Source organism: Allolucifera butyrica, from assembly GCF_900476375.1.
GTDB lineage: Bacteria > Bacillota > Negativicutes > Sporomusales > UPPP01 > Lucifera > Lucifera butyrica.
On the sequence record NZ_UPPP01000086.1, the window covers coordinates 24,170 to 42,523 of the forward strand.

The window sequence follows — 18,354 nt, forward strand, 5'->3', positions numbered from 1 at the left end:
CAACAGTTAGTTATATTTCCCTTTAAATAAAATGAATTCGGCGTGGGTGAAGACAGGGACAAATTCTTTTACAAGAATGGTTTTTTGGAATTCTTTAAGTTGGGCGTGTTTAACAATAATGTAGGTATCCTTATTATGGTGTGTTTTCCGCGCGAAATCGCCCACTGTTTCTCTCGGCATTGTATATTTGCCGGCCCAGGCGCCCTTCGGAACAAGTCCGCCGCTGTTATTAACCAATTCCGGCAGCCTGTACCCGCTGTAAAACACGGCCGACGTTGGATAATCGCCATAAGCGGCAACCGTTGCCTTCGTTTCCGGCAATTGTTCCGCTATGCGTTTCGCCGACCTTGTATCCGCATAGTAAGGAAACACCTGACTATTCAACAGTAAGATTACAATTACCGTGGAAGCGGTCACTGATCTGAGTATCTGGCTGCCCGAACTTTTATATTGCACCACAAGAATTGCAATGAAGCTAATAGCCAGTATCGCATAAACAAGTTTCCAGTCCTGCGTTGGCGATAAGATTCTGACGCCGGTTCCCATAATCGTAAACAGCATAAGGGCCGGGATGGTCAGCCACAGCCACTGTTTCCGTCCGCCGGAACACAGCATGGACTCCAGATGCCGTCCCATAAGAATGGCTACCGGAAAAACTGCCGGAAAAACATAGGTTGGATATTTGGTAGCCATTGCCGTATAAAAAACAATAATCACCGCCGCCCAAATAAGCAAATACAGTATATGTTCCGAACGGATCTCTTTGATAAGTTTCACCGCCATCCGCAGGAAAATGCCTGTCCATGGCAGCAGCATGACCGGAAACAACACCAGGTAATAATAAAATACATTATATTGAGGATGCTCGGATACCGTCGCCCGTATATAGTTATGAAGGCCAAAAAAAGTGTCGATAAAGACGCTTCCATGCATTTTGTACATATAAAGATACCAGGGGGCAGCTACTAAAAAGAACACTACCAATCTTGATATCTTAAACAAATCCCGTAACAGCTCCCAGCGTCGAGTGACCGCGCTATAAACAAAGATGGTTAACCCCGGCAGCACGATACCAACCGGCCCCTTAGTTAACACGGCCAGCGCTACCGCGCTATAAGCCACAAAATACCATTTGCGCCCCTGCCCCAGTAATCCTAAATAGTACGCCGCCATCGAAACACTGGTGAAAAAAAATAGTACTGCATCCGTAATTACCAGTTTGGCTAAAATCCAGTATTCAAGCGATGTAGCCAAAACAACAGCGCTCCAAAGAGCAACGCGCCGGTTATAGATTCTGTCGGCGAACCAATAGAGAAAAGCAACACTGAAGGCGCTAAAGATGGCCGGCGGAAACCTTGCGGCAAATTCATTCACGCCAAAAAGCTTGTAGCTGATAAGGATAAGCCAGTAGATCATAGCCGGCTTGTCATACCAAAATTGTCCGTATATCCGGGGTGAAAGCCAGTCACCGCTTGTCAGCATTTCCTTGGCGGTTAACGCATAGTTTCCTTCCACCGGATCGGTTATTGGAATATGCGAGTTAAAGAGAAGATAAAAGAGAGCCGCCGCCAGAAAAATTAAGAATACCCGAATGTTCTTCAAATGCTTCGCTCCAATCTATATCAACTATATTGTAAATTCGAGACGTTACTCACGATATATATATATATATAAACTAACCCGGAAGAGTTAGAAATTATTCTTATTTTCTTAGCAAATTTTAACGCAGGTTAAGTGGCATATGCCATATCCTGGAGGCCATTTCCGGACTAAGGTCACCGGCCTCGATCATCGACCGCAGCACTTCGGTCTGGCGGATCCGCGCCGCCCGGTAATTGGTAAACGGGTCAAGATAACTGGGAGCTTGCGGTAATCCGGCCAATAAAGTACACTGGGCAAAATTCAGTTGAGCCGCCGGTTTATTAAAGAAAACTCCGGCAGCGGCATGGATGCCCCAGGCGCCGTGACCGAAATAAACACTATTTAAATACATCGTCAGGATTTCCCGTTTGGAAAAATTATTGGTAATCATCACTGCCAGAATCGCTTCTTTTACCTTGCGGGAGATAGTTTTCCGGTCAGTCAGAAAATACTGTCTGGCCAGTTGTTGGGTTAGGGTGCTGCCTCCCTCCGAATAACTGCCGCTCATCAAATCAATGACCAGGGAACGTGCCGTTCCTGCAAAGCTTATGCCTGGATTGGTATAAAAACTGCGGTCTTCGGTGTCGATAATGGCTTCCTGTAGAGCCTGAGGTATCTGAGATAACGGAACCCAAACCGACCCATGCTCCTGTACGTTGGATTTAACCAGTTCAGGCAGGGCTTTTACCAATGGCTGCCGGTCAATGACGACGATGGCAATAACAATTGCTGCCGCAGCGGCTAACAATAAAAATATCTTGAATAATATTTTACCCATTTTACCGGTCCATTCCTTAGAAAGAATACGCTGGCTTGCACACCTGCTCATAAAACGCCAGAAACAAGCCGGATGTTGTCTGTTGCGCCAACGGCAAAAGGATCTCCGTAGCTTTATGGAAATAATCCTCCCGCTGGTCAAGGCTGACCCAGCCCAGCAAATCGGCGCTGACAGCGGCATTGCTTAGAAGAAAATTTCCCGGCTCCCGCCCGTCGCAATACATTCCCCCGGAATTTAGTCCATATTGGTCATACCGCTGTTTTACCCAATTTTCATAATGCCGGTGGCCGGCTAATATTTTTCCGCGCGCGTGATGAGGAACGCACATATCCTGTACAATATGGGTGGCCGCGCCAAGATGAAACATGGCTGACGCCACATTGCCGGCATGGATATTTTTAGCCGCCTGTCGCCAATATTGATCAAACACTTCCAGGGCGCAGGGAAAACGCCACAGGCCTTTTTCTTCCTGCCGCATATAATGGCCGACATTTTTCCAGCCTTGATCCGCCCAGTTGGAACCATGATTCAGTTCCCTTCGGAACCTGGCAAAAAAATCCGCCACCGTAGTCAACCCATCGCGCTGTAGAATCGTTACGGCCTGATTATTGCAAAACTCGTGGGTTATCCCCGGTTGATTAATCATTTTTTGCAAGGGCCCGGCCACCGTCAACATTAGCTGAATTCCGTTAACAAGGCCAAGCTTCGCTTTATCCACAAGCAGCTCAAGTTCCATATTTTCCTCCCGTCAAATGTCTCCCGTAGAAGGCTGCGGCTGTTTATTCCGTACTGTATTCCTCGCGCTTTTTCCGCCAAAAATAAATGCCTAGCACGAGTAAGCCGGCCAAGACCACCAGACTGGCCCGGTGACCGATCACATCGATTTGCTCCCAGTTTTCTCCTAATAACATTCCGGCATAAATTAAGGCCGCCGTCCAGGGAATGGACCCCAGGATCGTGAGCACGACAAACCTCACGAAATCCACCCCGGCAAAGCCGGCCGGCAGTGAAATAAAGGTGCGCACTACCGGCAGCATCCGACTGAAAAATACCGCTTGCAGTCCATAGCGGTCAAACCAGCGCTGGGCTATGGCCACATGCTTTTTCGACAGCAGAATATAACGGCCGTATCTGGCGACAAACGGCTGTCCGCCGTAGTAGCCGACAAGATAGGCAACGATCGACCCTGCCAGACCGCCGGCTACTCCGGCTAACAGTACCGCAGCAAAGTTTAAATGTCCCAGGAAAACCAAATAGCCGGCGAACCCGAAAACCAACTCGCTCGGTACCGGCAGACAGGCGCTTTCCATCGCCATGGCAATGACAATTGCCGTATAGCCCCATATATCAATGTAGTTCATGATCAGCTGATAGAATGAATCCATCGTGTATTTCCCTCCAAATAGTCGCCTAATTTTTTCTATCAATAAGTATAGACAAAATTGGCTACTCAAAAGTTCACAAATTTCATTTTTAAAAATAAAAATACAAGCGAGCGGGTTTTTCCCATAGCCCGTCTTACCGCTGCCCTGTCAGCGCCCCCTCGCTTAAAACATGGCTAGCCGCACCGGAAAAAAATGCCCGCCCGTATGGATGTTGACCTCGCTATTTAATTGGGATTTTTACATTTCGCGCAAAAGGTCGACTACATTCCGTCCTGCAATCATTTTGGCGGTGGTAACCGCAGCAAAAGTAGCAGACACAGCTGCGAATGCGGCGAAAAACAAATAACCGTAAGGAATGCTCAGCGCGTCTGGAGGAGGATCAAATACTCCTGTCATCAATTTAACCAGCATCCCCGCTATGATTATTCCCAGCAGGCAGCCTGCGGCGCCACCGCCGATTAGAATTGTTAACCCTTCACTCCACAAAAAGCCGCCGGTTTGCGCCGGGTTTGCGCCCAGAGCCGAAAGGATGGCAAACGACCGCCGCCGCTCCGCCATCTGCAACACAAAAACCAATCCCGTCGCACCGGCAATAAGCAGAATGGCCAAACTCAATTCCAAATTGGTCAATCCCTGCAAATTAATGGCAGTAAGACTGGAACCTGCGGTCTTTTTCGCCTGGGTGATATCCTTGACGACGGCGCCGGGTAAATCAGCCGTAATCCTACGCGCTTGCACCGCGACCTTCACCGGATCGGCACTTGTCTTTAACAATACAAATTCTTTTCCGCCCAGGCCTGTTTTAGACTCAATATACGAAGCATTTGCCACTAAAAAGCTATCCTTGGGCGCTGTCGGGAATTCCTTGACAATGCCGATAAAATGAAACAGTATGGCATGATATTGCCGGTCGGCGCCATTTTGCAGCCGAACTCTGATGATATCTCCGGGATGAAGTTGATAGTCCCGGGCCGTTTCGGCAGAGACCAAAATTCCGTCGGGTTCCGCCGCCAAAGTCCGCATCATTTTCACGGCCCCGGCTCCATAGAAATAGGCATTTGATAAATGGGTCGCGTCGCCTAGATGCAATGGATCGATACCGTATAAATCCTGCAGATCGTGTCCCACATAGGCATAGCGGTGCTGCATGGCTTGCGCCGCCATTACACCGGATATCCCGCGAAGCGCAGTCAGGCGTTGGCCGGCCGGCGCGGCTGGCGTGCCAAACACGGTAACATCAGCGCCATTTGTCAACTCGGCATCTACCAGGGTCTGTCCCTGATAAGTGGTATTGAAAATTGCCGTTGATACCGCGAAGGCTACGGTCAGACTTACCAGTGCGATCGTCCTTACAATCAGCCGGCGCTGCCTTATTAGCGAGGCAGCCGCTAAATACGCCAACCGTCCGGCTAGCGGCCGGAACAATTTAGCTAAAATGCCCTTACCCCGGGAAAAAAGGATATCAAAACAGCGGGCCAAAAATAGTATTCCCCCAATCCACAGAAGAAATGGCGCCAAAAAGGCAAAATAATTGACAGCTGTTTGTGGAACTCCCTCGGGCGCCAGCACTAGTTGGTATCCACCGGCAGCGGATTGCCAAAATATAAGAACCGCTCCCAATATACAAAAGAGATCGAGATACAGTTTTTGCCAAACCGGCACACATTCCGGACCAATGTCTGCCCTGGCCGCCGTACTGTTCATCTTCCGGCTGTTTTGCCAGGCCGGCAATAATACCGCGGCAACGGCCAGCAAAAGCCCGCCGGCCCCCGCCACCAGCCAAGGCCAAATAACCGCTGCCATTCCGCCGGCATTGGGATCAAGCAGTTTCTGAATTCCCCATGTCGCCCAGAGGCCAACGGTCACTCCGGCGACAGCTGTCAATAACGCCTCTATTGTTGCCAAACTAAAAATCCTGCTCTGAGTTGCTCCCCGTATTTTTAGCAATGCCTGCTCTTTACGCCGCCGCAAAGCTCCGGAATGGATCACCGACAATGTCAGTATAACCGCTGCCGCCGTTCCTGGCAAACCTAAAAACAAAAATAACACTTTGGCGTATTCTGCATCTGCCCTTACTCCATTTAAACGGGCCGCCAAATTGTTGCCGACAATTCCGGCGCCGGCCAGAGCTGCTTCAACATGATTCGCCGTATAGATAGCTTGCCGTCCGGCAAGTGATGGATCCGACGCAAACGGACCGGCCAGCTTGATGTGCAGTTGTTGATAAACATTCTTCTCATAAGCCAGGGACGAGCCGGCAAAAAAACCGCGCCATACCCGCCGGGGAACTAAAACAACATTATCCGGCGGAGCTTGCGGAGCCGCCCCGGGCGCCAGACCGACCCGCTGAAAAAAAGAATCCGCATAAGGCATATCCACTATGCCGGCTACTTTTAAGGTCACCGGGGAAATACCGTAACGATTGACAATTACGGGATCACCAATTTTTACATGCAGGTTAGCCGCTGTTTGTTGGGCCAGCAGTACCCCGTCCTTTTGTCCGACAAGCAGGCGGACTTCTTGCGGAAAAGCCTTTTGATAATCAGACGGCAGCCCAACGACTATCCCCGCTCCGGTTGTCTGCACCGTTTGCCCGGTACAGGACCGAAAACCGGCTACTTTGGCATAATCTACTACAACCGCTGCTTTCGTGGGTACTGTTTTTTGCACAACTTTCATGACGGCTAACGCATCTGCGCCGCGCGCCAGCTGGATCTGCCAATCCACCGGCATTTCCGCAATGGCGCGGGCTGTCATTGTACTTACGCCCGCTTCAATGAATAATCCCATAGTTCCCAAAAGCATCACCGTGATTGCTACGCCGCCGGCCCCGCCGGCCAGCCGCTTCCAATAACTATAAACCAAACCTTTAAGCCAGGCTATATACATCCTAATGATCCACCTCCAATTTGCCTCGACTCATTCGCCAGATCCTTTGCATTCGGGCCGCCACATCCTCGTCATGGGTAGCAATAATTACTGCCGCCCCTGTATAATCGGCAGCCCGCAGAATTCTGTCAATCAATTCCAGGCCTGTTTGCCGGTCCAATTGCCCGGTCGGCTCATCCGCCAATAATAGCGCCGGCCGAATCGATAGAGCCCGGGCAGCGGCGACTCTCTGCGCCTGTCCGCCGGAAAGTTCCTCCGGTAATTTATTGGCCAGAGCTATCATTCCCACTTGTTCTAATTCATTTTGTGCTCTTAGGCGGGCTAGGGCTTCCCCCTCCCCGGTCAAGAGCATGGGTAATTCCGTATTTTCCAATATGGTTAAGGGCGGCAGCAAACTGGGATTTTGAAAGATAAAGGACCTGCTCCGCAGTAAATTCGCTTGCTTCGTCTCCATGGCCGGCCACCTGACCGTACCGGCGGTTGGCGAAATAAGCCCGCCCAGAAGATGCAGCAGACTAGTCTTTCCGCTGCCTGACGCCCCGACTAAAGCAATACGCTGTCCGGCAGCGATCGCGCAGGATACATCGGCAACCGCCGCCACACAACTGTCGCCCGCGTGGTAAGTACACGAAACGGCAAAGGCCTCAACCAAATTTTTCTTATCAATTCCGTTTATTTCAGCCTGCATCGTTTATCCTCCCATCCTGCAATGCTACGATCCGGTCTGCCCGCGCGGCGATTATCAAGCTGTGCGTAGAAGTAATGGCCGTCAAACCCTGTTTACACTTAGCGGCAAGCAAATCCAATATTAATTCCTCCGTTTTCCGGTCTACCTCTCCGGTCGGTTCATCGGCCAGCAATAAAGCAGGGTCTGACGCTAACGCAACCGCCAAGCCGGCGCGGGCATTTTCCCCGCCGGACAACTGGCGGGGATAAGCATATTGACGCTCAATCATGCCTAACTCGCCCAGCAACTCTTCGATTCTCTTATAATCAATTTGACCCGCCAACGCCATTTGCAAACAGATATTTTCTTTCACCGTCAAATGTGGAATTAAATTTTCTTTTTGCAATAAAATGCCAATATGTTTGGCCCGTATCGCCGCTCTTTCCCGTTCGGCTTTGCGGGTAATACGTTGTCCCATGATTTCAACATAACCGCCGTCGGGTTCATCGATTCCTGACAGACAGTTCAGCAAAGTCGATTTGCCGCTGCCCGACGGGCCCATGACCGCCACCATTTCTCCGGCGGTAACTTTTAAACTTACGCCGCGTACCGCCAGGACTTCCGACTCCGCCGTATGATAAAACCGGTACAAATCCCAGGCATTCAAAACAAAGCTCATAGATTCCACCCAAAGCTTTCCGCTATGGTCTTCCATTGATCAACATTATCGGCGCCCTGAGGAGCCCATAGCGTTAATGCAACCTCTTTCCCATTGCGGAAAAAGTAATACCGCTTGTTTTCCAGCCGTACTTGCCGGCCGGTCACAGGGTCCGACGCAGAATTGGAACTGAAATCCACCTCAACGGACGAACCGCCGGGAAGCTTTACAGCAAGCACCTTGTCTATGGTTACCGCCCGGCCGTGCCGCTCAAGATCCGCCGCCGCCCCGGACTGAACGCTTTTTACCGTCGGCGGAACAGCAGCCGCGGTAATGTCAATATTAACGCCGTCAAATTTATCGACAAAGACGGCACTGCCGCCTTTCACAGTACGCGACCATCCTTCGGGCACTTTTATAGAATATCGCCCATCGGCAGAGTTATATTTCACAAATGTCTGAGAATCCGGTATATCGCCAAAGGGATGCGTCTCCGGCGGCAAGGGTTTCTCCGCGTTTTGAGCCTTAACTGGAGCCGCTGGAGCGGATTTCTGCAACGACACGTTAGGCAAAGTCTGTGTTTTGGATGATTGGCATCCGCTCATTATTGTCAAAATAGCAATCAGAACTGCCGCCCAAAACAACTTATGGTTACACGAAATAAACGATTTATCCATTTTATCCTTCCTTTCGTTTTTTACAGTGGTATTAGCCAAAGGTATATTTTTTATCATCCTTTCTTGTCACAATGATAAACGGGGGAATTCATCTTCTCTGAATTAAATTTAGCAACCAACCATTAAAACAATATTAAAGCCGATAAAATTCAGCATTAAACGATTGTCCAAAGCTTAATCGTTCTAATCGCGCAAAAAAATATCAGGAGTTTTATCTCCTGATATTTCTTCTCTGTTAAGCATAAAGGTTGATTTTGCTTCCTAAATGCGGTTGAGCAGCGGACTGCAGATTTCTTGTTTTGACAACATCGTCCTGACCTGTGCCATGATCATAGTCGCCGTCGTTGTCGCGTAACTTCTCCGCCGCGTTATGAGCTGCATATTGGGATTGCTGGATAGGCCCGGACCGCGTCAGTAAAGAAGGATTAGAAACGTTGATGATAACCTCCTCCTTTCCCTTGAAATATATATGTTAACGGCCGGCTTAACTAGATAATCCGGCCGGTATGATAGCTATAACATCTTTTCCGGTGAGGATTTTTTATGGGATCGGAAAGTATAACTTTTCGGGTTGTTTCTGAATAAAAGCGTTTTTCTTTTAAAACACCGAAAAGTAAAATACTTTCCTTCCACTTAAAGACCCATTGGGTCTTTCTTGTCTAATACTTGATCCGCCGCCAATGGTAAAACAGCAACAAACGAACTGCCTTTGCCCGGCCCACTTTCAACATAAATCCGTCCGTTAAAGGCCGTCAGAACAGCGCGGACCAGGGCTAGTCCCAATCCGTGCCCTTGTTTGGCCGCTTGCTTTTTGCTGCGGTAAAAAGGCTGAAAAATCCGTTCCCGTTCTTTCTCACTAATTCCGGGCCCTGAATCCGTTACCGTAATACGGCAGGTATTCAATTCCCGGTCAATCCGCGCGTTTACTGCGACCTGTCCCTCCGGACCGCTGTATTTAATAGCGTTATCCAGCAAAGCCCATAACGCCCGTCTGATATAATCAGAATTTGCGGCCACTGTTGCCGGTTCGGTATGGCAGGTTATGATCGAAGCACCAGCCAATAATCTTGCCTCCTCTACAATTTCTTCCAGCATTGTATCAATAGGAAACCTCTCCTGTTCTATAAAATGGCTGCCTTGAACCTCCAGCAGCAGCAGCAGATCGTTCACCCAGCGTTCTGTTGTTGCTATCGTCTTTTGGATGGATTCAAGAGCTTCCCGGCATACCGCCGGATCAGACAGGCCCCAATTGCTCAAAATGTGGGTGTAATTTTTAATGATCGTTAACGGAGTACGCAAATCATGTGAGGCAAAAGCGACGAATTCCTGCTGGTTGCGAAAACTAATTTCCAACCGTTCCAGCATTTCATTAAAGGTAGCTGTCAAAGCAGCCATTTCCTTATAAGAGGAGCGAAGTTCCAGGCGTTGATTTAAATCCGATGCGGTGATTCTCTGGGTCGTTTCGGTTAAAACGGCCAACGGCCGCATCATTTTCCGCGTGCCAAACCAGCATAACCCCAGTGTTAAAATTAAACCTCCGCCGCTAATTATGGCAAAAAGCAGCACCAAAGTACGCAGAACGAGAAAAGTACCGGCCAATGGATATATGGTCTGCACCCTACCGTTGTCAGGAAGACGAAAACCGGCTGTCAACACCGGTTCGTGCCCCCAATAAGTTTGGATAGGACTCCCCGTGTACGCGGGCAAAAAGGAATTTCCCAAAGCCGGCGAACGACTGACAATCCGTCCGTTAGCGGCAGTAATCTGCAACATGACTCCTCCCGCCAGCGCTTGGACTAAGTCGGGGTCTCCGGCGTCAATATGAATCGTATGTTCATTATTTTCCGAGACAACAAGATTGCGTACAATCGACAACCCTGCCATTGTTTTGGTTGCCGCGTCCCGCATCAGTAAATATTGCATGCTCATTACAATCACCACGGTGCAAACCACGAAAACCACCAGCCACAATCCGCTGTACCATATTGTCAGCGTAGTGGCAATGGACCGCCGGTCATTTTTCCCGCAACGAATAACCAACCCCCCTAACCGTTTGAATTAAGGCTTTTCCAAAAGGTTTATCAATTTTATCGCGCAGCCAGCTTATATATACATCCACAACATTGGCGCCGCCTTCATAGTCATAGCCCCATACCTTGTCCAGAATAACCTCCCGCTTCAGTACCATGCCGTTATTGCTCATCAGAAAAAACAAAAGATCAAACTCCCTGCGGCTTAACGACACTTCCACGGCAGCGCGTTTTACCTTGCGGGTTGACCGATTGATGAACAAATCATCGATTTGCAGGCTTTGACTTTTACGGGTTCCGTCGGCATGATTCCGTAATTGTACCCGTATCCGGGCCAAAAGTTCCTCAAAGTCAAAGGGTTTCGTTATATAATCATCTGCACCGCCATCCAGGGAAGTTGTTATATCCGTTGTCGCGCCCAATGCCGTCAGCATGATAATCGGAATATCACTGCTGCGCCGAATGAACCGGCACAGTTCACTGCCTTCCATTCCGGGCAGCATCCGGTCCAGTAACAATAGATCCCAATGCTTCTCCTGAAAACGCCGGAAAGCCAGCAGACCATCATTGACGATTTCAGTTTGATAGTCTGCATGCGCCAGTTCCAGCTGCAGCGACCTGGCAAGGGAGTATTCATCTTCAACAATAAGAATTTTCTTCTTTTCGGCCATGATTCGTCCCACCTTACTTAGCTGGCCATGATCTATTTTCTTTGTTTTCAGCTTAGCATTCATTTATTAAAAGAACATTAAACCCAATAACTTATATTTCTCTATACCCAAGCAATATCTCCCCGTTTTCTTTAAATTCAAGAAGGTCTTCAACAGGAACAGGATCCAATCCCCGGGTTTGAATACTCTCCAGGATTTCCGGCAAAGCCTGAATTGTTTTGGCCGGCCCGTCTTCAACTGCCCACGGCTTAGTACAGCGGTCATGAAAAACAACCACTGAACCAGGTTTAATCCGGCAGATAACATGATTGAAAATAGAATCTGAAGTTGCCCCTGTTTCCCAGTCCCGGGCAAAAAAAGACCACAGGATTGCCTTTTCTTGGCTTAACCAAAGATAAATTAAAGAACAGAGGTTAAAAACGCCCCAGGCCGGTCGAAAAAGAAATGGCCCATTGCCAATAATTTTACGGATTACCTCATTTCCCTTTTTAATTTCCTGAATTGAGGAAACGGGGTCCAGCAGCCAGGCAAACCGGTGGCGGTACCCATGAATTCCAAGAGTATGTCCTTCGGATATGATACGGCGAACCAAGTCGGGGTATTTTTCTGCGTGTTTACCTACTACAAAAAAGGTGGCCCGGGCATTGTACTTATTTAAAATATCGAGTATTTGCGGTGTGTAAACGGGATCCGGGCCATCATCAAAAGTTAAGGCAACTTTTTCTGACTTCCGGTCACCCTGCCAATATACGCCAATATGCAGACAATGTGCGGCCACCGTTGGTAAGATAGCATAACTCAAAAAGATTATGCCAAAAAATTCATTGGTATGGTTCAACAATAGAATTCCTCCTGTTTTGTTTGTGGATGATGGGCAGTAGCTCTACATATAGGACAACGTAAAGCCCCTAAAAAGTTCACAAAAAATACACTATTTTCTTATGGAAAATAGCGTAAAATTATAAGTTGTGTTCCATAGCGAAAATGAAGAATGTGAAAAGGAGTTGAGTATATTTGGGCTCTGATATGCACATATTAAAATCACAATCATTTGCAAATACAAAAATGCTTTTGGAGGTGGTATAGTGGCTTCTATTAACAGCGTAACTCAAAAGGAAAAAGCGTACCTGGAAGACGCACTACAAATGGAAAATCTCTGTATAACCAAATATAGTGTGTATATGGACCAGTGTCAGGACCGGGAAATTAAAAATTTGCTGTCGGATATTGCCAGAAACAAGCGGCAACACGTTGACACCCTCAAACAAGTGCTTTCCGGGCAGGTCAGTTCGTATCAATATCAATAAACAATATGAGGTGATGGTATAAAATGGCTTACATAAACCGCAATCGTCAGACCTCGCAGAACCGTCTTTCCGACCGGGATATGTTATTAGACTTGCTGGCAACGGAAAAGGCTATTTCCGGCATGTATGAGCATGGCATTATGGAATCGGCAACGGAACCGGTCCGCAATGCCTTTGAACAACTACAGCATGATGAACATGAAAATGGCGAATTATTATTTAACGCCATGCAGGAGAAAGGCTGGTATTCCGCTTCCCGCACCCCCCTGCAATCGAACCGGGGCTATTCTGCGCAATATGACCCAGGCTACAGTTACCGGGCCGAAAGCTCTTATGCCGTTTCCAGCGGCGCCCGGAATTTCGGTTCCAGACTGGACCAGGACGACGAAATGCTGCAAAGCGGCCGGACCTTTACCAAAGATTCGCCCCGTTACCGCCATCAATCCGGAGTGTATCAATCCCGTAAAACCACCTTTTAGTTAAAAAAAGACCGCAATCGCGGTCTTTTTTTAAAACATTATATTTAATGCAGTCAGTACATTGTCAATCCGGTTAAACATGGTTGCCTGTTCAGAGCCGGCAAATAACAGGCCAACAGCAAAGTTGTCTTCCGATAAAATTAAAGAGCCGCTATCTCCCGGGGCACTCATCGCACCGGCCAGAATCTGATCGGTAAAAATTCCGTATTCATTATGTCTGACATTCACTTTTAATGTTACATCCGTAGCCAGTACATTGCCGGAAGTGATTCCGCTGCTGCGGCCGCTTTTTTTGATTGGCATACCGACATAGGGTTCCTTGATACCGCAAACCGGCCCAATTTCGAGGATATCTTCCAGAATGTCCGCTGCGTCAATTGGCGATGCCACTGCACAATCAACCATGTTAATTTGCGGATTTTTCCGTAATACTTGTACACGGTAATGAGGTTTAAAAAGTCGGATGCATCGATTCAGTACCTGCTCGAATGAACGGGCAATTCTGCAATGTGGGGCAATCATCTCCCTGGCAACGGGAATAAACCGTTTTAAGTGTCCTAGCGTACAATCTTCCTTGTTACCGCCGTCATACATTCCCGGTTGCAGTATCGGATCACCGACTTTCGAACGTTCATCCAAACCATTCGTAAGATTCGCTAAGACATGATTGTTAGAAAGAATTAATTTTTCACCGGTTGCCTGGTCGCGGACTACGGCACCGAATGTGCCGGCCGATACCTTGTAATGTCCAATGCTGATTCCCGGCTGCGCCGGACGCAACCTTTTCGTATGTTCCTCATTAAACAAACGGATGTTACCGACCTCCAGCACATCGGTTACCATTCCGTCGATCCTTTTTGGCACGGGATTACGCAGGTCGCCCGTTTTTCGCTTTTTTTCCACTAACACAACAATTGCTTTCTGTCCTGTATCTTCTCCCCGGGTCCATTTGTTGCCATAACCTACACCAATAATATCTTCCTGCTCTTCCATGTTCCGAAACAAGTCAGTTGTGCTGCGTATATGCATACACAATCCCTCCTGTGCAACAGAAGTTTAGTGTATGATATGCCGGATTATAGTAATAGGCAACACAAAAACTAACTAATTTTGGTTAATACCTTTTTTATATTTCCCATCTGCTCCCGGGTGGATTCTTCCCCCCGCTGAATGCACAAAGCAATTTGTTTGGTATCCTTAAAGCTTATATCATAAACCGGTGGGCGAATAATAATGTCAGCGTAAGGTTCGGCTTTGAACAGCGTCACTTCTCTTCCTATAATTTCGGTGCATTGAATCAGAATTTCAGCGACGGATTTGATTTCATAATTCGTTTGACCGGAGTAGCCCAAATCCACGGCAATAATAACATCAGCCCCCATATGATGCAGAATATCGACCGGTAAGTTATCTTTTACGGCTCCATCAACTAAATTCATGCCGCGATATTTTTTGGGGGAAAAAATACCGGGAATCGAAATACTTGCCCTGACCGCTTCGGTAAGGGTCGTATTGTAATAATAGCGGGCATTAGGAATTCCCCGGCTGCCTGGAACGGGTGTAACAAAAAAAACAGTATCAGCAGAATTAATATCGACAGCAGTAATTGCCAGGGGAATGATAACGTCCCGCACGGTACGGTCCTGCCAAAGGCCGGAAAAGTATTGTTCCAGTTTATCTCCCTTAATCAACCCGTTTGGTAAAACAGACCAGAAACGGAACTTTCCCGAGAATAACCAGTGCATTCCGTGTTTCATCAGGTCTGTAACGGTAACTTTTAAGTCAATTAGATCTTTTATATTAATATTATCGGCCATCTTTTGCATTTGCCGCGGACTAAAACCGCAGGCAAACAGGGCAGCAACAATACTGCCGGCACTCGTCCCGGCAATCATATCAATGGGTATATGAAAATCAGTCAAGGCTTTTAACACGCCAATATGAGTTGCCCCCCGAATTCCTCCACCGCTTAAGGCCAAGCCCACTTTTTTTTTTCGCGCCAGTTGAAAGTTATGATTTGTATCAGCGATAGGCACAGCATATCACCTCTCAGTCTTCTGCATTATCTTATGACGGCTTACTGAAGACTGTGAAAAAAGAGCTTCCTGATAAGATCTGACAAGATCATCAGCAAGCTCTTTTTGGCGCTATATTACCGTTCTTTTTGGGCCAATATAATCATACGCGGCGAATCCGCGCCATAGTCCCGTCCGTCAAACCCGCCAAACGTAGTCAGCAAAGTTAGGCCGGACTGAACAAGAATGGAAGTAATTTCCGGCAGAGAGTATGCTCTTAGTACAAACTCATACTGCGTCTTTTTCCCGGTGACCTGATTAATTAACTGCCGTTTCATAAGAGCGATTCCATTCTGTAATTCAACTTTATAGGATAAAACATACTCCCCGCTCGGATGGCGCCAATACCGGTTTAGATTATTACGAACCATCCATTCCCGGTTTAACAGATCAATCAAAAATAATCCCTTCGGTTTTAAGGCCCGGCTGATTAAATTCAAAACATGGGCGTTTTCTTCATCCGTAAAATAGCCGAAAGCAGCAAACATATTAATTACGGCTTCAAAGTTTCGATTATAATCCAGTTCCCGCATATCACATTGCCGGAAAGAAAGGCTAACCCCCTCTTCCTGTGCCTTTTGTCCGGCAATATCGAGAAAATCCTGTGTAACGTCAAGCCCCGTAACTTGATAGCCCCGTTTGGCCAACTCTATGGCATGACGGCCGTATCCGCAATATAAATCAAGAATCGCTGCATTTAAGGGAAGGTTTAAAACGTTAGCAATAAAATTTACTTCCTGTTCGGTTCCCGCCAGCGAATAGGCTTTAAAATCACCAAGTATCTCACGCGTCATTTTTGGCACCACCCAATATAAAGCATAATTTCTGTACAGCTATTTCAGGACTATGCATAAGGATGGCATTTGGTTCTCGTCATAAAGTACCAGTTTCTCAATTTTAAACCCTGCCTTATCATAGTGTTAAAACATAATGTTCGATATTTTATTGATAAATACAAACACAATTTCGGGTAGACCGTTTTGCACAATATAATGCTGCATCCGCATGATCCGTTAATTCGATATCGGAAGGAGCATCATCGGGATATCCCGCTATGCCAATGCTGACCGTAAGGGCATCATCCGGTTGTGTATTTTTGCGGGGAAAGGAATAGGTGAAGATGGATAAACGGATTTTTTCGGCAATTGTGTAAGCCTCCGTTAAATCTGTTTCCGGCAATAAAACAGCAAATTCTTCGCCGCCATAGCGGATAACAAAATCAGTATCGCGGCAACTGCGTTTTAGGATTCCGGCAACCATGCGCAACACTTCATCCCCCATTAAATGTCCATGGGCATCATTATAATTTTTAAAATAGTCAATATCAATCATTAATTGGGATAAAGGGCGCTTATACCGCACAGCCCGCTTAAACTCCTGTTCCCGTAAAGTTCGAAAATAACGGTAATTGTATAACCCGGTCAATCCATCCGTAATGGCCAGCTTCTCTACCTTGGCTACATGCTTGGCATGAGCTATGGTAATCGCAATTTGGCCGGCCAAAGAGCGCAAAAAGTCAAGGTCATAACTCTGCAGCACCCGTTCGCGGGTTGTTTCTACATCAAGAACCCCAATGATTTTATCATCAACGATTAAAGGAATGGCTACTTCACTTACATTGTCCTCGTGTAATTTGATATAACGCGGTTCCAGTCTGGCATCCGGCACATAAACCAGTTCCCGCAGTGAGACAGCATAGCCGATAACACCCTGACCCAAAGGAATTCGCAAATTGTCCCGATACCCGCGATGTCCTTTAATGACCAGTTCCTGACTGTCTTCCTCAAAAAGAAAAATCGCCATGTTACAAAAACCCAACTCGCGATTGATTCCATTCAGTATTTCTTCTAAAACTTCTTTTTCATTAACAGTCTTTTGAACAATAGAAGTAATGCGATATAATGCACCTAATCGCTTGTGTGTCTGTTCAAGGTCCATCAGATGAAAATCCAGCTTGGTCATAGCGACACATAAGTCACGGTTCACCGTTTCATACTGTTCGGTAATACAGGTAAATTCCTCTTCAATCAGAACATTCTCCGTAATATTCTGTATAAAAATAGAAATATAGCCACCGGAATCAGGCAGGGAAGAAAAGCGCCAATACAAATATTCCGGTAATCCTTGCCGTGAATTATGGGCAAATCGCATAATTTCCACGTCTTGCCGTGATGATGAGCAGATTTTATATGAATTAAAGATAGTATTGGCATTTTGCTCACCAAATATGGTCTTCAAGACACGAAAGAAGTTTTTCCCTATCAAGTATTTCAGACGGGATTGATTTCGGCGGCTTATAAGAACCGATACGATATTATGCTCCTCATTTATAATTATAATGGCGGACAGGACCGAATCAATGACTGAATTAAGCGCCGCAGAATATATGAATGCGTTTAGCACTTATGAATCAACCACCTTAAAATCATTACATTGAACTATTCGTGGGCTATAGGAAAATTCCTGCAATATGAGAAAAACCGCTAGCGCGTTTTTTCGGCTCAGGGCTCATGGCGCAGGGCGCGAAAAACCCCACTGAAATCCTTTATGCAGTTTTAAAACTTACACTTCCTATCCTTTTTAAGAAAACCGCTAACTCGTTTTTTCAGTCCATGGCTCAGGGCTCGTAGCGCAGGAAAACCATATGAAAATCATTTTGGGTGAACAATCCAGGCAGAAGGATCGAAAAAAAGATACTCCGCAATTGACGAGGCCACTGAAGAACTTGTAGTTTTTCGGAGCAAAGCTCAAGAGTAAGAAATAAAAGACGACCCTTATTCCCAATTTTGGGATAATGGTCGTCTTTTACTATCTGGAAAAACCTTTATAACTTGTCTCTTATTTTATCAGTTTCAATATTCTCTTTATATTAACAGTAAATATCGCCATCGCCCCTTGTAACTCCATGCCAACAAGACCCGAAGATGACGCTACGTCATACCCGTGCCTGTGTTTGAGTTCACTGTTTTTAGCCTCAATCTTGTAGCGCTCTTTCGCCTTTTCCTTGAAGTACTCGCTTTCCTGGAACGCCATTTGTTCGGTGTGCTCACCAGATTTAATTTTCATCGAATAAGTTTTGTTTTTTGCTCCCTCTTTG

18 protein-coding genes are annotated in these 18,354 nt (G+C 46.9%); 2 read left to right on the plus strand and 16 right to left on the minus strand.

Annotation, left to right across the window (positions count from 1 at the left end):
• Window positions 1-6: 6 nt before the first annotated feature.
• The 11 genes from LUCIF_RS17540 to LUCIF_RS17590 form a co-directional block, all read right to left on the minus strand.
• Window positions 7-1,602 carry an ArnT family glycosyltransferase gene (locus LUCIF_RS17540; protein ID WP_122629186.1) on the minus strand — a complete coding sequence of 532 codons (1,596 nt, stop codon included), beginning with the start codon at window positions 1,600-1,602 and terminating at the stop codon, window positions 7-9.
• Between the two features lie 118 nt (window positions 1,603-1,720).
• Window positions 1,721-2,419: a transglycosylase domain-containing protein gene (locus LUCIF_RS17545; protein WP_165866047.1), complete on the minus strand. Its 699-nt coding sequence runs from the start codon at window positions 2,417-2,419 to the stop codon at window positions 1,721-1,723.
• 16 nt (window positions 2,420-2,435) lie between these two features.
• Window positions 2,436-3,155 (minus strand): zinc dependent phospholipase C family protein, encoded by a 720-nt coding sequence (locus LUCIF_RS17550; protein WP_122629188.1) that lies wholly within the window; start codon window positions 3,153-3,155, stop codon window positions 2,436-2,438.
• Window positions 3,156-3,198: 43 nt separating this feature from the next.
• Window positions 3,199-3,804, minus strand: a complete 606-nt coding sequence (locus LUCIF_RS17555) for a DedA family protein (protein ID WP_122629189.1) — start codon at window positions 3,802-3,804, stop codon at window positions 3,199-3,201.
• A 237-nt stretch (window positions 3,805-4,041) separates the two neighbouring features.
• Entirely contained in the window at window positions 4,042-6,693 is a 2,652-nt protein-coding gene (locus LUCIF_RS17560) for an ABC transporter permease (protein ID WP_122629190.1), read from the minus strand.
• Between the two features lies 1 nt (window position 6,694).
• A complete protein-coding gene (locus tag LUCIF_RS17565) occupies window positions 6,695-7,381 on the minus strand; it encodes an ABC transporter ATP-binding protein (protein ID WP_122629191.1) in 687 nt (228 codons plus the stop codon).
• Window positions 7,371-8,039 (minus strand): ABC transporter ATP-binding protein, encoded by a 669-nt coding sequence (locus LUCIF_RS17570; protein WP_122629192.1) that lies wholly within the window; start codon window positions 8,037-8,039, stop codon window positions 7,371-7,373. The genes LUCIF_RS17565 and LUCIF_RS17570 overlap by 11 nt, the downstream gene beginning before the upstream one ends.
• The gene (locus LUCIF_RS17575; RefSeq protein ID WP_207857980.1) at window positions 8,036-8,695 is read right to left on the minus strand and encodes a hypothetical protein; all 660 of its coding nucleotides are present in this window, start codon (window positions 8,693-8,695) and stop codon (window positions 8,036-8,038) included. Before LUCIF_RS17575 ends, LUCIF_RS17570 begins: the two co-directional genes overlap by 4 nt.
• Before the next feature lie 633 nt (window positions 8,696-9,328).
• Window positions 9,329-10,735: a HAMP domain-containing sensor histidine kinase gene (locus LUCIF_RS17580; protein WP_122629193.1), complete on the minus strand. Its 1,407-nt coding sequence runs from the start codon at window positions 10,733-10,735 to the stop codon at window positions 9,329-9,331.
• The gene (locus LUCIF_RS17585) at window positions 10,710-11,459 is read right to left on the minus strand and encodes a response regulator (protein ID WP_207857981.1); all 750 of its coding nucleotides are present in this window, start codon (window positions 11,457-11,459) and stop codon (window positions 10,710-10,712) included. Before LUCIF_RS17585 ends, LUCIF_RS17580 begins: the two co-directional genes overlap by 26 nt.
• Window positions 11,460-11,487: 28 nt before the next feature.
• Entirely contained in the window at window positions 11,488-12,237 is a 750-nt protein-coding gene (locus tag LUCIF_RS17590; protein ID WP_165866048.1) for a polysaccharide deacetylase family protein, read from the minus strand.
• Between the two features lie 244 nt (window positions 12,238-12,481).
• On the opposite strand from LUCIF_RS17590, the gene LUCIF_RS17595 reads away from it, so the two are divergent.
• Both LUCIF_RS17595 and LUCIF_RS17600 read left to right on the plus strand, forming a co-directional pair.
• The gene (locus LUCIF_RS17595; protein ID WP_122629196.1) at window positions 12,482-12,703 is read left to right on the plus strand and encodes a ferritin-like domain-containing protein; all 222 of its coding nucleotides are present in this window, start codon (window positions 12,482-12,484) and stop codon (window positions 12,701-12,703) included.
• A gap of 23 nt (window positions 12,704-12,726) precedes the next feature.
• Window positions 12,727-13,182, plus strand: a complete 456-nt coding sequence (locus LUCIF_RS17600) for a spore coat protein (protein ID WP_122629197.1) — start codon at window positions 12,727-12,729, stop codon at window positions 13,180-13,182.
• Between the two features lie 30 nt (window positions 13,183-13,212).
• Here the strand turns inward: LUCIF_RS17600 and LUCIF_RS17605 are convergent, their stop codons facing one another.
• The 5 genes from LUCIF_RS17605 to LUCIF_RS17625 all read right to left on the minus strand — a co-directional run.
• Window positions 13,213-14,211, minus strand: coding sequence for a chymotrypsin family serine protease (locus LUCIF_RS17605; protein WP_122629198.1), 999 nt, complete (start codon window positions 14,209-14,211; stop codon window positions 13,213-13,215).
• A 71-nt stretch (window positions 14,212-14,282) separates the two neighbouring features.
• Window positions 14,283-15,218 (minus strand): patatin-like phospholipase family protein, encoded by a 936-nt coding sequence (locus LUCIF_RS17610; protein WP_207857983.1) that lies wholly within the window; start codon window positions 15,216-15,218, stop codon window positions 14,283-14,285.
• 116 nt (window positions 15,219-15,334) lie between these two features.
• Window positions 15,335-16,051 (minus strand): class I SAM-dependent methyltransferase, encoded by a 717-nt coding sequence (locus LUCIF_RS17615; RefSeq protein WP_122629199.1) that lies wholly within the window; start codon window positions 16,049-16,051, stop codon window positions 15,335-15,337.
• 148 nt (window positions 16,052-16,199) lie between these two features.
• Entirely contained in the window at window positions 16,200-17,495 is a 1,296-nt protein-coding gene (locus LUCIF_RS17620; protein WP_165866049.1) for a GGDEF domain-containing protein, read from the minus strand.
• Between the two features lie 600 nt (window positions 17,496-18,095).
• On the minus strand, window positions 18,096-18,354 hold a 259-nt coding region (locus tag LUCIF_RS17625; protein ID WP_207857313.1), incomplete at its 5' end, for a transposase.

Excerpts from the sequence above, each read along its gene's own strand:
- LUCIF_RS17600 (WP_122629197.1), top strand. The coding sequence starts at position 12,727 with ATGGCTTACATAAACCGCAATCGTCAGACCTCGCAGAACCGTCTTTCC.
- LUCIF_RS17585 (WP_207857981.1), bottom strand. The coding sequence starts at position 11,459 with ATGAATGCTAAGCTGAAAACAAAGAAAATAGATCATGGCCAGCTAAGT.
- LUCIF_RS17615 (WP_122629199.1), bottom strand. The coding sequence starts at position 16,051 with ATGACGCGTGAGATACTTGGTGATTTTAAAGCCTATTCGCTGGCGGGA.
- LUCIF_RS17570 (WP_122629192.1), bottom strand. The coding sequence starts at position 8,039 with ATGAGCTTTGTTTTGAATGCCTGGGATTTGTACCGGTTTTATCATACG.
- LUCIF_RS17575 (WP_207857980.1), bottom strand. The coding sequence starts at position 8,695 with ATGGATAAATCGTTTATTTCGTGTAACCATAAGTTGTTTTGGGCGGCA.
- LUCIF_RS17565 (WP_122629191.1), bottom strand. The coding sequence starts at position 7,381 with ATGCAGGCTGAAATAAACGGAATTGATAAGAAAAATTTGGTTGAGGCC.
- LUCIF_RS17545 (WP_165866047.1), bottom strand. The coding sequence starts at position 2,419 with ATGGGTAAAATATTATTCAAGATATTTTTATTGTTAGCCGCTGCGGCA.
- LUCIF_RS17550 (WP_122629188.1), bottom strand. The coding sequence starts at position 3,155 with ATGGAACTTGAGCTGCTTGTGGATAAAGCGAAGCTTGGCCTTGTTAAC.
- LUCIF_RS17605 (WP_122629198.1), bottom strand. The coding sequence starts at position 14,211 with ATGCATATACGCAGCACAACTGACTTGTTTCGGAACATGGAAGAGCAG.
- LUCIF_RS17560 (WP_122629190.1), bottom strand. The coding sequence starts at position 6,693 with ATGTATATAGCCTGGCTTAAAGGTTTGGTTTATAGTTATTGGAAGCGG.
- LUCIF_RS17555 (WP_122629189.1), bottom strand. The coding sequence starts at position 3,804 with ATGGATTCATTCTATCAGCTGATCATGAACTACATTGATATATGGGGC.